General features: G+C 65.5%; 13 protein-coding genes. All 13 read left to right on the top strand.

What is annotated here, in order from left to right; translation table 11 throughout:
* The first annotated feature begins 52 nt into the window (after positions 1-52).
* The 13 genes from coxB to AC3WS4_RS10555 all read left to right on the top strand — a co-directional run bounded on the left by coxB (position 53) and on the right by AC3WS4_RS10555 (position 14,202).
* The gene (gene coxB / locus AC3WS4_RS10495) at positions 53-1,177 is read left to right on the top strand and encodes a cytochrome c oxidase subunit II (protein WP_492738976.1); all 1,125 of its coding nucleotides are present in this window, start codon (positions 53-55) and stop codon (positions 1,175-1,177) included.
* Between the two features lie 15 nt (positions 1,178-1,192).
* Positions 1,193-2,866 (top strand): cytochrome c oxidase subunit I, encoded by a 1,674-nt coding sequence (ctaD, locus tag AC3WS4_RS10500; RefSeq protein ID WP_056348166.1) that lies wholly within the window; start codon positions 1,193-1,195, stop codon positions 2,864-2,866.
* A gap of 63 nt (positions 2,867-2,929) precedes the next feature.
* Complete coding sequence (locus tag AC3WS4_RS10505; protein WP_056348164.1) at positions 2,930-3,841, top strand: heme o synthase; 912 nt, start codon at positions 2,930-2,932, stop codon at positions 3,839-3,841.
* Entirely contained in the window at positions 3,838-3,993 is a 156-nt protein-coding gene (locus AC3WS4_RS10510) for a cytochrome c oxidase system small membrane protein (protein WP_492738974.1), read from the top strand. The genes AC3WS4_RS10505 and AC3WS4_RS10510 overlap by 4 nt, the downstream gene beginning before the upstream one ends.
* Positions 3,990-4,559: a cytochrome c oxidase assembly protein gene (locus tag AC3WS4_RS10515; RefSeq protein ID WP_056348162.1), complete on the top strand. Its 570-nt coding sequence runs from the start codon at positions 3,990-3,992 to the stop codon at positions 4,557-4,559. Before AC3WS4_RS10510 ends, AC3WS4_RS10515 begins: the two co-directional genes overlap by 4 nt.
* An 82-nt stretch (positions 4,560-4,641) precedes the next feature.
* Positions 4,642-5,517: a cytochrome c oxidase subunit 3 gene (locus AC3WS4_RS10520; RefSeq protein ID WP_492738971.1), complete on the top strand. Its 876-nt coding sequence runs from the start codon at positions 4,642-4,644 to the stop codon at positions 5,515-5,517.
* A 1-nt stretch (position 5,518) separates the two neighbouring features.
* A complete protein-coding gene (locus tag AC3WS4_RS10525; RefSeq protein ID WP_262408042.1) occupies positions 5,519-5,911 on the top strand; it encodes a DUF983 domain-containing protein in 393 nt (130 codons plus the stop codon).
* A complete protein-coding gene (locus AC3WS4_RS10530) occupies positions 5,904-6,572 on the top strand; it encodes an SURF1 family protein (protein WP_492738969.1) in 669 nt (222 codons plus the stop codon). The genes AC3WS4_RS10525 and AC3WS4_RS10530 overlap by 8 nt, the downstream gene beginning before the upstream one ends.
* A 27-nt stretch (positions 6,573-6,599) precedes the next feature.
* The gene (gene thrC / locus AC3WS4_RS10535) at positions 6,600-7,997 is read left to right on the top strand and encodes a threonine synthase (RefSeq protein ID WP_492738967.1); all 1,398 of its coding nucleotides are present in this window, start codon (positions 6,600-6,602) and stop codon (positions 7,995-7,997) included.
* 4 nt (positions 7,998-8,001) lie between these two features.
* The gene (locus AC3WS4_RS10540; RefSeq protein ID WP_492739178.1) at positions 8,002-8,880 is read left to right on the top strand and encodes a class I SAM-dependent methyltransferase; all 879 of its coding nucleotides are present in this window, start codon (positions 8,002-8,004) and stop codon (positions 8,878-8,880) included.
* 126 nt (positions 8,881-9,006) lie between these two features.
* Complete coding sequence (locus tag AC3WS4_RS10545) at positions 9,007-9,378, top strand: PRC-barrel domain-containing protein (RefSeq protein ID WP_492738965.1); 372 nt, start codon at positions 9,007-9,009, stop codon at positions 9,376-9,378.
* 187 nt (positions 9,379-9,565) lie between these two features.
* On the top strand, positions 9,566-12,580 hold the full coding sequence (locus AC3WS4_RS10550) for a TonB-dependent receptor (RefSeq protein WP_492738963.1): 3,015 nt from the start codon (positions 9,566-9,568) through the stop codon (positions 12,578-12,580).
* Positions 12,581-12,684: 104 nt separating this feature from the next.
* The gene (locus AC3WS4_RS10555) at positions 12,685-14,202 is read left to right on the top strand and encodes a tryptophan halogenase family protein (protein WP_492738962.1); all 1,518 of its coding nucleotides are present in this window, start codon (positions 12,685-12,687) and stop codon (positions 14,200-14,202) included.
* Positions 14,203-14,206: the final 4 nt, after the last annotated feature.

The following is a 14,206-nucleotide window of genomic DNA, read 5'->3' on the forward strand; positions in this document are numbered from 1 at the left end:
GGCGGGAATGAAGCATCGATAAGAACAACAGGCAACGGGCGGCACTATCCTTATGAAGAGCTTGAAAACCCTTGTAATCGCGGCGGTTTTGTCGCTGGGCGCGGTCAGCGTCGGTCAGGCGGCGGCACCGGCGGCGGCACCTGTCGCGGCCCCCGCAGCGACCACCGCGGCGAATCCGGCTCCGGCCCCCGCCGATGCGGCGGCTGCGACGACCGCCGCTCCGGCTGCGGCCGATGCGACGAAGGCGGCGGCGGTTCCCGCCGGCGACGCGACTTATGTGCCGATGAAGCCGACCCCGGGCGTGGGTCAGCCGGTCGACGCGGGGATCAACTTCCAGCCGCAGGTCACGCCGATCGGCGTCCAGGCCTATGAGTTCAACCACTATATCCTGCTGCCGGTGATCGTGGTGATCTCGCTCTTCGTTCTCGGTCTGCTGCTCTGGGCAGTGGTCCGCTACCGCGCCGCCGCGAACCCGGTGCCGTCGAAGACGACGCACAACACCTTCATCGAAATCATCTGGACCGCGATCCCGGTGCTGATCCTCGCGGTTATCGCCGTCCCGTCGATCCGCCTGCTCGCAGCGCAGTACGAGCCGCCGTCGAAGGAAGCGCTGACGATCAAGGTCACCGGGTACCAATGGTATTGGGGTTACGCCTATCCCGACCAGGGCATCGGTGAATATGTCTCGAAGATTCTGACCGAAGAGCAGGCCAAGGCCGCCGGCGAGCCCTATCACCTCGCGGTCGACAACCGCATGGTCGTCCCCGTCGGCCGCCAGGTGAAGCTGATCATCACCGGCGCCGACGTGATCCACAGCTTCGCGGTCCCGGCCTTCTGGACCAAGATGGACGCGGTCCCCGGCCGCGCCAACGAGACCACCTTCACCGCCACCAAGGTCGGCGTCTATTACGGCCAGTGTTCGGAGCTTTGCGGCGTCGACCATGGCTATATGCCGATCGCGGTCGAAGTGCTGCCGGTCGACAAATGGGAAGCCTGGGTCCGCTCGCGGGGCGGCAATCCGGCCGGCCCGGTGGCCGCGGCACCCGCCGCGGCGCCGGCTCCGGCGCCCGCCGCTGCCACCGCTCCGGCAACCGCGCCCGCCGCGGCGCCGGCCGCCACGACCGAAGCCGCACCGGCTGCAGCGGCGCCCGCCGCCGCCCCGGCCGCCAAGAAATAACAAGGGGTCCGACAGATGACCGATATTGCTGCAACTGCACCCGCCCATGGCCATGCCGATCACGCGCATGACGACCATGACCATGACACGCCCGGATTCTTCGTCCGCTGGTTCATGTCGACGAACCACAAGGACATCGGCACCCTCTACCTGATCTTCGCGATCGTCGCCGGTATCGTCGGCGGCGTGATTTCGGGCATGATGCGCCTCGAACTCGCCGAACCCGGCATCCAGTATCTGGGTGACTGGGCGCGCATGTTCGACTCCGCGGCCGGCGAAACGCAGGCCAAGCATATGTGGAACGTGCTGATCACCGCGCACGGCCTGATCATGGTGTTCTTCATGGTCATGCCCGCGATGATCGGCGGTTTCGGCAACTGGTTCGTGCCGCTGATGATCGGCGCGCCCGACATGGCCTTCCCGCGCATGAACAACGTGTCCTTCTGGCTGACCTTCGTCGCCTTCGTCATGCTGACGGGCTCGATGTTCGTCACGGGGGGCAACGGGCTTGGCGCCGGGACCGGCTGGACGGTCTATGCCCCGCTGTCGACCAGCGGGTCGCCCGGGCCGGCGGTCGACATGGCGATCTTCTCGCTCCACCTCGCGGGTGCGGCGTCGATCCTTGGTGCGATCAACTTCATCACCACCATCTTCAACATGCGCGCGCCGGGCATGACCCTGCACAAGATGCCGCTGTTCGTTTGGTCGGTGCTCGTCACCGCCTTCCTGCTGCTGCTCGCGCTGCCGGTTCTCGCCGCTGCGATCACCATGCTGCTGACCGACCGCAATTTCGGCACCACCTTCTATGATGCGACGGGCGGCGGCGATCCGGTGCTCTACCAGCATCTCTTCTGGTTCTTCGGCCACCCCGAAGTGTATATCATGATCCTGCCGGGCTTCGGCATCGTCAGCCAGATCATCTCGACCTTCAGCAAGAAGCCGGTGTTCGGTTATCTCGGTATGGCCTATGCCATGGTCGCGATCGGCGTCGTCGGCTTCATCGTGTGGGCGCACCACATGTTCACCGTCGGCATGAGCGTGAACCTGAAGATGTACTTCACCGCCGCGACGATGGTCATCGCGGTGCCGACCGGCATCAAGATCTTCAGCTGGATCGCCACCATGTGGGGCGGCTCCATGAGCTACAAGACGCCGATGGTCTGGGCGCTCGGCTTCATCTTCATGTTCACCGTCGGCGGCGTCACCGGCGTCGTGCTCGCCAACGGCGGCGTCGACACCAACCTGCACGACACCTATTATGTCGTCGCGCACTTCCACTATGTGCTGTCGCTGGGCGCGGTCTTCTCGCTCTTTGCCGGCTTCTATTACTGGTTCCCGAAGATGTCGGGCCGGATGTACAGCGAAGTCCTCGGCCAGCTGCACTTCTGGATCTTCTTCATCGGCGTGAACGTCATGTTCTTCCCCCAGCACTTCCTGGGTCAGCAGGGCATGCCGCGCCGTTACCCCGACTATGCGGAAGCCTATGCTTACTGGCACCACATCTCGTCGCTCGGCTATGTCATCATGGCGGTCGGCATGATCTTCTTCTTCGTGAACATCCTCTACTCGCTGTTCGCCGGCAAGAAGGCCGCCGACAATCCGTGGGGCGAAGGCGCGACGACGCTCGAATGGACGCTGTCGAGCCCGCCGCCGTTCCACCAGTTCAACGAACTGCCGCGTATCGCCTGATTGCACTCGCCCCCTGCCAAATAGCCTTGGCAGGGGGCGATAGCTTTCCGGCCTGGAGTTATCATGGCGCAGAGCCTGACCCATGGCGACCTGGCCCTTCCGGCCGACTGGCGCGACCTGTTCGCGCTGACCAAGCCGCGCGTGATGTCGCTCGTCGTGTTCACGGCGCTGTGCGGCCTGCTCGCCGCACCGGGGACCGTCCATCCGGTTCTCGCCTTCTCGTCGATCCTCGCGATCGCGCTGGGGGCAGGGGCCTCGGGGGCGCTCAACCAATGGTATGAAGCGGGTCTCGATGCCAAGATGAAGCGCACCGCCGGGCGCCCGCTGCCTGCCGGACGCCTCGACCCGCAGACCGCATTGCAGTTCGGGGTCGGACTCGCCGCCTTCTCGGTCTTTTTGATGCTGTTCGCGTCGAACTGGCAGGCGGCGCTGCTGCTGCTGGTTTCGATTCTCTTCTATGTCTTCGTCTACACGATGTGGCTCAAGCCGCGGACGCCGCAGAATATCGTCATCGGCGGCGCCGCCGGCGCCTTTCCGCCGCTGATCGGCTGGGTCGCCGCGACCGGCACTGTCGCACCGCTGCCGGTGCTGCTGTTCCTGCTCATCTTCCTGTGGACGCCGCCGCATTTCTGGGCGCTCGCGCTGTTCGTGCGCTCGGACTATGCCGCCGCGGGCATCCCGATGATGCCGGTCGTCGCGGGCGAGAAATCCACGCGGCGCCAGATTCTTTTCTATGCGCTGATCATGGCCGCCGCCGCGATCGCGCCCTGGCCGCTCGGCTACACCGGCGCGATCTATGGCTGGATCGCGGTGGTGCTCTCGGCGCTGTTCGTGATATTGTCGGCGCAGGTCGGCACGCGCATGGCGCGAGAGGGCGACCCGATGCAGCCCGAAAAGCGCCTCTTCGCCTATTCGATCGCCTATCTTTTCATATTGTTCGGCGCGGTTGTCGCCGACCATTGGTGGCCGCTATGACCGAACCCGTGAACGACGCCCCCGAACCTTTCGACGAGGCCGAATATCGCCGCCGTCAACGCAGCCGCGCGAATCTGATGGCGCTGCTGCTCGGCGGGCTCGCGATACTCTTTTTCTTCATCACGATCGCCAAGATGACGGTGCTGAAATGATCGCGCGGATGTCGCCCAACGCTAAAACCGCCAGCCTCGCTGCGTTGCTCGCGATTTCGATGGTCGGCCTGGGGTTCGCGGCGGTGCCGCTCTACAATCTTTTCTGCCGCGTCACCGGCTTCGGCGGCACGACCCAGCGCTACGACCCGGTCGCCGCGGCGGAAACGCCGCAGGTGCTGAGCCAGACGATCTCGGTCCGCTTCGACGCCAATGTGTCGCCCAAGCTGCCGTGGAAATTCTATCCCGAGCACCCGACCGACACGGTCAGCATCGGCGCGCGCGACATGGCGATCTTCATCGCCGAGAATAATTCGTCGCATGCCGTGACGGGGACCGCGAGCTTCAACGTCACCCCCGACGCAGCGGGCAAATATTTCACAAAGATCCAGTGCTTCTGCTTCACCGAACAACGGCTTGAGGCGGGGCAGCAAGTGCGCATGCCGGTGCTGTTTTTCGTCGATCCCAAGATCATGGACGATCCCGACGCGCGCGACATCCAGGAAATCACCCTCAGCTACACCTTCCACCCTGTGGAGCCAGTAGACGGGGGCAAAAAGGCGAGCTAAGGCCGCGATCAAAGAGTCTTACCAAGGCCGGCGGACGATGGGGAATCGTGATGCTGGGGCTGCTAAAAACGGGAAAAACGCCATGTCCGGTGCGAAACATCATGACTATCACCTCGTAAACCCGAGCGTCTGGCCGCTCATCGGCTCGGCTGCCGCGCTGGTGATGTTCTTCGGCCTCGTGATGTTCATGCACGCCGACTATTTCGGCGGCGCGGGCAAATGGGTGCTCGGCCTCGGCTTCATGGGCGTCATCGCCACCTTCTTCAGCTGGTGGTCGGACGTCATCAACGAAGCCCATGCCGGCGATCACACCCCGGTCGTCCAGCTGCACCTGCGCTATGGCATGATCCTGTTCATCGCGTCGGAAGTGATGTTCTTCGTCGGCTGGTTCTGGGCCTGGTTCGACTTCTCGCTGTTCCCGGTGCCGATCGAATATGCCGACGGCGCGGTCACCTCGCTGTTCGGCCAGGACGGCGCCACCGCGATCACCATGTGGCCGCCGAAGGGCATCCACGTCATGGACGCCTTCTCGCTGCCCTTGCTCAACACGCTGATCCTGCTCTGCTCGGGCACCACGATCACCTGGGCGCACCATGCGCTGATCCACGGCGACCGCGAAGGCCTGAAAAAGGGCCTGTGGGCAACGATCATCCTCGGTGTCGTCTTCTCGTCGATCCAGGCTTATGAATATAGCGTCGCGCCGTTCGGCTTTGGTCAGAGCAACTACAGCTCGGCCTTCTATATGGCGACCGGCTTCCACGGCTTCCACGTGCTCGTCGGCACGATCTTCCTGATCGTCTGCCTCGCGCGTACCTATAAGGGCCACTTCACCCCGACCCAGCATTTCGGCTTCGAAGCGGCTGCCTGGTACTGGCACTTCGTCGACGTCGTGTGGCTGTTCCTCTTCATCATCGTCTATGTCTGGGGCGGCTGGGGCGCACCTGTCGCCGCGCACTGAGTTGCCGGACACCGACCAACTTCAAAAGGGGCAGCCGCCGCTCTGGCGCGCTGCCCTTTTTGGTCTCTGCCCCGAATGCGGGACGCCGGGACTGTTCGAGGGCGCGGCGAATTTTCGCGAACGCTGCCCGACGTGCGGCTTCGATTCGGGCCGCTACAATGTCGGCGACGGCCCCGCCGCCTTCCTGACCCTGATTATCGGCGCGCTGCTGATCGTCGCCGCGCTCCTGCTCGATGCCGCCGTTGCGCCGCCCTTGTGGGTGCATGTCATCCTGTGGGTGCCGCTGACCGTCGCCGCGGTCATCTATGGCCTCCGCATCGCCAAGGGGGCGCTGCTGGCGAGCGAGCATCAGCGCGACGCGGCCGAGGGACGGGTGGAGAAACCGGATGACTGACCAGCCTGCACCCCCCGAAACCCCGGACACGTCCGCGCCCGCCCGCCGCTGGCCGATCGTCCCGACGATCCTCGTCCTCGCCGCGGTGGCGGCGATGATCGCGCTCGGCGTCTGGCAGCTACAGCGCAAGGGCGAAAAGGAAGCGCTGATCGCGCTCTTTCAGCGCAACAGCGCGATGTCGGCGACCGTCGCCTATCCCAAACTGCCGCCGGTTCCCGACACGATGCTCTATCGCAAGAGCAGCGTCACCTGCCTCGAACCGGTGCGCTGGGACCAGCGCAGCGGCACCGACCGCGCCGGCAAGACGGGGATCCGGATGATCGCCGACTGCCGCACCGGTGCCGAGGGGCCGGGCGTGCTCGTCGACGTCGGCACCGCCGACGACTTCACGCCGCCGAAATGGACCGGCGGCATCGTGCAGGGCACGATCGTTCCGGGTCCCGAACAACCGACGCTGATCGAACGGATGACGGGCAAGGCCGTGCCGGCGCGCGCGATGCTTGTCGCCGACGCGCCGGCGCCCGGGCTGCGCGCCAGCGCGGTGCCGTCGGCCGCCGACACCCCGAACAATCATCTCGCTTATGCCGGGCAATGGTTCCTGTTCGCCGCCGCGGCGCTGATCATCTACATCCTCGCGGTGCGCCGCCGCTTGCGGGCTTGAGCGGACACCGCTAGGCGCTGGGCCGCCATGGAATATATCAGCACCCGCGGCTCCGCGCCGACCCTCGACTTTCGTGCCGCCACGCTCGCCGGCCTCGCCAGCGACGGCGGGCTTTATGTGCCGGCGACATGGCCGACGCTGAGCCAGGACGAAATCCGCGCCTTCGCCGGCCTCGACTATGTCGAAACAGCGGTGCGGGTGATGACCCCCTTCGTCGCGGGCGCGCTCGACGAGGATGAACTGCGTCAGCTGTGCAAGGCGGCCTATGGCCGGTTCAGCCACGACGCGGTGACCCCGCTCGTCCAGCTCGACCATCGCCACTGGCTGCTCGAGCTGTTCCACGGCCCGACGCTGGCGTTCAAGGATGTCGCGCTGCAACTGCTCGGCCAGTTGTTTGAGAAATTCCTCGCGGGCGGCGACACGAATATCACGATCGTCGGTGCGACCTCGGGCGACACCGGCTCGGCGGCGATCGAGGCGGTCGCGGGGCGCGAGCATATCCAGATCTTCATGCTCCACCCCGAAGGCCGGGTCAGCGACGTCCAGCGCCGCCAGATGACGACGGTGCTGGCGCCGAACGTCCATAACATCGCGATCGACGGCAGCTTCGACGATGCGCAGGCGATGGTGAAAAGGCTGTTCGGCGACGCCGAGGCGCGCAGCCAGGTCACGCTCTCGGCGGTGAACAGCATCAACTGGGCGCGGCTGATGGCGCAGGTCGTCTATTATTTCTACGCCGCGGTCCGGCTCGGCGGCCCCGACCGCCCGGTGGCGTTCTCTGTGCCGACCGGCAATTTCGGGGATGTCTTCGCGGGCTATGTCGCGTCGCGCATGGGCCTGCCGATCGCGCGGCTCGTCGTCGCGACCAACGTCAACGATATCCTCCACCGCGCTTTGACCAGCGGCGACTATAGCGCCGGCACCGTGACGCCGACCGCGACGCCGAGCATGGACATCCAGGTCAGCAGCAATTTCGAACGGCTGCTCTTCGACCTGTCGGGCCGCGACGGCGCCGCGATCACCGGCATGATGGGCGACTTCGACACGAACCGCGCGATGACGATCCCCGCCGACATGCTCAGCGGCGCGCGCGGGCTGTTCTCCAGCGCCAGCATCGACGGCGATTCGATGTCGCTCGCGCTGCGCTGGGCGCAGGAAAAGGGCGGACAGGTCATCGACCCGCACAGCGCGGTCGGCCTCGCGGCGGCACGCCAGCTCGACATCGATGCCGACATTCCCGTCGTCACCCTCGCCACCGCGCATCCCGCGAAGTTCCGCGAGGCGGTCGAGCGTGCGACCGGCGTGCGTCCGGCGCTGCCCGCGCGGCTCGGCAATCTCTTCGATCGCGAGGAACGCTATACCAAGCTGCCCGGTGACTATGAAGCGGTGAAGGACTTCGTCCTCGCGGAAGCCGCGCGTGGCTGACCTCCTGCCGCTCGTCACGCTCGTCGGCGAGGCGTGGGACGATTATGGGCTGGTCGACAGCGGCAACGGGCGCAAGCTCGAACGCTATGGCCGGTTCCGCTTCATCCGCCCCGAACCGCAGGCGATGTGGGCGCCCGCGCTCCCGCAAAGCGAATGGGACGCCGCCGATGGCGAGTTCATCCCGGCGTCGGACGACGATGGCGGCGGCCGCTGGTATTACAACAAACCCGTTCCTGCCGAGGGCTGGCCGCTCGGCTGGCGCGAAACGCGCTTTACCGCGCAATGCACCCCCTTTCGTCACCTCGGTTTCTTCCCCGACATGGCGCCGGTGTGGGACTGGCTGCGCGGGCAGATCGCCGACAAGCCCGATCCCGCCTTCCTCAACCTGTTCGGTTACACCGGCGTCGGCAGCCAGGCGCTCGCCGCCGCGGGCGCGTCTGTCACCCATGTCGACGCGTCGAAGAAATCGGTGTCGCAGGCGCGCGAAAATGCCGCGCTGGCGGGCATGGCGGACAAGCCGGTCCGCTGGATCGTCGACGACGCCGGCAAGTTCACCGCGCGCGAAGTGCGGCGCGAGAAGCGCTATGACGCGATCCTGCTCGACCCGCCCAAGTTCGGCCGTGGCCCGACCGGCGAACGCTGGCAGCTCGAGGAAGGGCTCGCGCCATTGCTCGCTGACTGCCGCCAGCTGCTCGACGCCGACAGCCGCGCGCTGTTCCTCACCGTCTATGCGGTGCGCATGTCGGCGCTGGCGATCGGCGAATTGCTGAACCAGCTCTTCGCCGACCTTCCCGGCAAGGTCGAATGCGGCGAACTCGCGGTGCGCGAAGAGGCGAGGGGGCTGCTGCTTCCCACCGCGATCTTCGCGCGCTGGAGCCGCTGAGCCCTAATCCGGCACCGTTCGCGGCGAGCCGGGCAACTCGCGCCCCGGCGCGCCGTTGCCTGGACATGGGGGCGGCGGGGCCGGCTCTTCCGGCTCTCGTGCGCTCCTTCGTCAAGGAGACGCATCATGGCTGACACGCTCGAACGCGGCGGAACCAATCGCCTCATTTCCTCCGACAAGGTCGAAGGCACCGCCGTCTACAATCCGCAGGATGAAAAGCTTGGCACCATCGCCAATGTCATGCTCGACAAGGTTTCGGGCAAGGCCGACTATGCCGTGCTGCAGTTCGGCGGCCTCTTCGGCCTCGGCAGCGATCACTATCCGATCCCCTGGGATATGCTGCGCTACGACACCGAAAAGGGCGGTTATGTCGTCGAGATCAGCAAGGAGCAGGTGACCGGCGCGCCGCGCTATGCGCGCGACGACACCCCCGAATATACCGACGAATATGGCCGCACCGTCTATGGCTATTACGGGCTGAGCTATCCGATGCTCTGACCGGAATCATATGAAGGGGCCGGCGCCCACGGACCCTCCGCTGCACCGATCCCCGGTGCAATTTCCTTATCCGTTGCATAGGAATGCAACGACGACCCGCGTTGACAATGAGAACGTTCTCATTTAGATAACGTTCACATTAGCGAAATGCCGCCGAAAATGAGCGGCTAAACGGGAGGGAACAGGGATGCAGGCTCCGCATAAGCTTTGGCTCGCGAAGATTCTGGCCGGCACGTCGGCAGTTGCGCTGATGAGCGTGGCGCAAGTCGCGATGGCGCAGGACGCGCCCCCCGAAGACCGCACCGTCGACGGCGACGAGATCGTCGTCACCGGCATCCGGGCCAGCCTGTCCGCCGCCGCCGATATCAAGCGCGATGCGCAGGGCGTCGTCGATGCGATCTCGGCCGAAGACATCGGCAAATTCCCCGACACCAACCTCGCCGAATCGCTGCAACGCATTACCGGCGTGTCGATCGACCGCTCGAACGGCGAAGGCTCGCTGGTCACGGTCCGCGGCTTCGGTCCCGAATTCAACCTGGTGACGCTCAACGGCCGCCAGATGCCGACCGCCTTCATCGGCGACGGGGGCAGCGCGCCTGCGTCGCGTTCGTTCGACTTCGCCAACCTCGCGTCGGAAGCGGTTTCGGCTGTCGAGGTGTACAAGAGCGGCCGCGCGACGAATGAATCGGGCGGCATCGGTTCGACGATCAACATCCGCACCCCGCGCCCGCTCGACAAACCGGGCATGCACGGCAGCATCTCGGCCAAGGCGGTCTATGACTCGTCGCGCAACGAGGGCAATCCGGTCACTCCCGAAATCTCGGGCATCTTCAGCACCACCTTTGCCGACGACACGATCGGTATCCTCGTCACCGGGTCGTACCAGAAGCGCAAGTCGAGCACGAACTCGGCCAATGTCGGCTGGCGCGACGGGTATCTGGGGTCCGAGAACAACTGGGGTTCGCTGGCCCAGCCGGGTACGCCGGGCGCGGCGCGCATCACCAACCGGCCCGACCCGACCGACGTCTATCAGGTGCCGCAGAACGCGTCCTACGACCTCAACGACGTCAACCGCGAGCGTATCAACGGGCAGGCGGTGCTGCAATTCCGCCCGACCGACAGCCTGACCGCGACGATCGATTATACCTATTCGCGTAACACCGTCGAAACGCGCAACAGCAATGTCGGCATCTGGTTCAACCATGAAAACACGACCAGTTCGTGGACTGACGGCCCCGTCGCCGGCCCGATCTTCTATTCCGAAGCCTTCCCGCAGCCGCCGGCTCCGCCCAGCACCACCGCGCTCAACGGCGGCAAGGACCTGTCGTACAGCGGCTCGCTGACCGAGAACCGCGCCGAGAATAAATCGCTCGGCGGCAATATCCATTGGGACGGCCCCGGCGGCGTGACCATCGACCTCGACTATCATCGGTCGAGCGCGACGGTGAAGCCGGTCAACCGCTTCGGGTCGAGCACCTCGGTCGGCAACGCCATCTTCGGCATCGCCAACCAGACGGTCAACTTCGAGAACGACCTGCCGGTCCTCTCCTACAATATGCATCCCGGTATCGACCCGCTGAACGCGGCGCTGATCCAGCCGACCGGCAACGCCTTCCGCGCCGCCTATTTCCGCGACGAGATCAACCAGGTCCAGCTGCGCGGCAATTACGACCATGACGGGGGCTTCCTCGACAGCATCGATTTCGGCGTCTCCTATGTCGAGAACAAGGTCCGCTCGGCCTTCGGCACGATCCAGAACGACACCTGGGGCGGTTCGGGTCCGGCGGCCGACATTCCCGACGACATCTTCACGCTCGAAACGCTGCCCGACAAATTCCCGGGGCTGGCGCAGCCAGGCATGATCCAGAGCTTTTACCGGTTCGACTATGAGCGCATGGTCGACCTGATCGAAAGCAAATATGGCGTCTGCAGCCGACCGCAGACGGGTTCGGCGGCGATCCCGGGCACCTGTATCGCGGCCTTCAACACCGACCGGCGCATCACCGAAAAGACGCTGGCCCCCTATCTGCAGGTCGCGACCAAGTTCGACCTGTTCGACAATCCGGCGCATTTCGTCGCCGGCGTCCGCTACGAGGTCACCGATGTGTCGTCGGCGGCGCTGGTACCGGTGCCGACCGGCACGCGCTGGGTCGGCGACAATGAATTCAACATCATCTTCTCGGGCGACAGCGATTTCACCCGCTTCAAGGGGTCGTACAATAACTGGCTGCCGGCGGTCGATTTCGACATCTCGCCGATGGATAATGTGAAGCTGCGCGCATCGTACAGCCACACGATCACGCGCTCCGACTATGCCAATCTGCAGGGCGGGCGCACGCTCGACACGCTGTTCCGCGTCGGCGGCGGCGGCGGGGCGCAGGGCAATCCGGGCCTCGTTCCCTACAAGTCGAAGAATATCGATCTGTCGGCCGAATGGTATTACTCGCCGGGCAGCTATGTTTCGGTCGGCTATTTCCACAAGGACGTCAGCAACTTCATCTCGACGACGCGCATCGATACCGAGGCGTTCGGCCTGACCACCCCGGTCGGTGGTCCGCGCTGGAACGCGGCGCTCGCCTCGCTCGGCGCGAACGCGACCGTCGCCCAGATCCGCCAGTACATCTTTGCCAACTTCCCCAATTCGGTGACGATCACCGGGGGCGGGCCGGGCACCTATGTCGGCACGATCAACAGCATCCCGGGCGACCCGGCGCTGAACTTCGAGATTACGACGCCGATCAACAGCGACCAGACCGCGTCGCTCAACGGCTTCGAATTCGCGCTCCAGCACAGCTTCTGGGACACCGGCTTCGGGGTCATCCTGAACTATACAATCGTCAACGGCGATGCGACTTATGACAATAAATTGCCGTCGTCGGTGCCGCAGTTCGCGCTGACCGGACTCAGCGACAGCGCCAACGCGGTCGCCTATTACGACAAGAACGGACTACAGGCGCGTGTCGCGTGGAACTGGCGCGAAGAATTCCTCCAGAGTTCGGGGCCGAACCCGACCTATATCGAGGATTATTGGCAGATCGACGCCAGCGCGAGCTATGAGTTCATGCCGGGTCTCACCGGGTTCGTCGAGGCGATCAACATCACGGGCGAGGGCCGGCGCGGGCATCTGCGGCACAACAACAATGTGACTTTCGTGTCGCCGGGCTTTGCCCGCTACGCGGCGGGCGTTCGCTTCGCCTTCTAGGGCGGGCGCGGTGCATTGACCGACTGGCGAGAGAGCCGCGCTTCCAATCGGGGCGCGGCTCTTTTGCGTGACGCGGGCCGGCGAGTGGCTTAGGAACGTTCCCAATGGCAAAAACGGTCGAGAGGGTGGTCATTGTCGGCGGCGGCACCGCCGGCTGGCTGGCGGCCGCGCGGCTCGCCGCGGCCCGGCCGACGCTCAATGTCACCTTGATCGAGGCACCCGACATTCCGACGATCGGGGTGGGCGAGGGCACCTGGCCGACGATGCGCGCGACGCTGGCCGCGATCGGGATTTCGGAGGGGCAATTCCTCGCGGCGTGCGACGGGTCGTTCAAACAGGGGTCGCGCTTCGACGGCTGGGTCGATGGCGGCGCGGCCGATCGCTATTTCCATCCCTTCACCTCGCCCCCGGCAGTGCCGACGCGCGAATTGCTGGCGGCATGGCAGGCGACGGCGGCTGACGGGAGTTTCGGCGCCGCGATGACCGCGCAGGCCGCGGTCTGCGACCTCGACCTCGCGCCGCGCCAGCGCGCGATGCCCGATTATCAGGGCGCGGCGAACTACGCCTATCATCTCGATGCCGGAAAATTCGCGGCGCTGCTCCGCGATCATGCGACGCGGCGGCTCGGCGTCCGGCACATTGCCGATCATGTCACCGCGGTGACGCGCGGCGAGGGCGATACCCTCGCGGCGGTCGCCACGCGCGCGCATGGCGAGATCGCGGGCGACCTGTTCCTCGACTGCACCGGGCACGCCGCGCTGCTGATCGGCGGCGAACTGGGCGTCGAATGGATCGATCGTAGCGACACCCTGTTCAACGACCGCGCGCTCGCGGCGCAAGTGCCTGTCGCCGAGGGCAGCGCGATCGCTTCGCAGACGATCTCGACCGCGCACCGCGCGGGATGGATCTGGGACATTGGCCTGCCGGGACGCCGCGGCATCGGCTGCGTCTATGCCAGCCGTTTCCTGGGCGACGACGCGGCCGAGGCCGAACTGCGCGCCTATATTGCCAGGGTCCTGCCGGGTGCGCCCGACGTGCCGGTCCGCCGACTGAACTTCCCGACCGGCCACCGCGCGCGCTTCTGGCAGGGCAATTGCGTCGCGATCGGCCTGTCGGCGGGCTTCATCGAACCGCTCGAAGCCTCGGCGATCGTACTGATCGAATTGTCGCTGAACGCGCTGATCGACAATTTCCCCGCCAGTTCCGCGGCGATGCCGATCCACGCCGAGCGCTTCAACACGCTGTTCCGTTATCGCTGGGATCGCATCGTCGAATTCCTCAAACTCCATTATGTGCTGAGCCGGCGTGATGAGCCCTATTGGCTGGCGCAGCGCGACCCTGCGTCGGTCCCGCAACGCCTCACCGATATGCTGGCGCTGTGGCAGGACCAGCCGCCATCGGCGTGGGATTTCCCGCAGGTCGACGAGATTTTCTCGGCCGAAAGCCACCAATATATCCTCTACGGCATGGGCCATCCGATCCCTCCCGGCCTCGTCGCCAGCGACCGCGCAGTCGCGGCGCTCGCCGAGCAGCGCCAGCGCGCCCGCTCGCTCGCCTCGGCGTTGCCGACCAACCGCGACTATCTCGATGCACTCACCGCCACCGCCACTGCGGCGGAATGAAGGA

Source organism: Sphingopyxis sp. EU05-FHT14B03 (genome assembly GCF_058790875.1).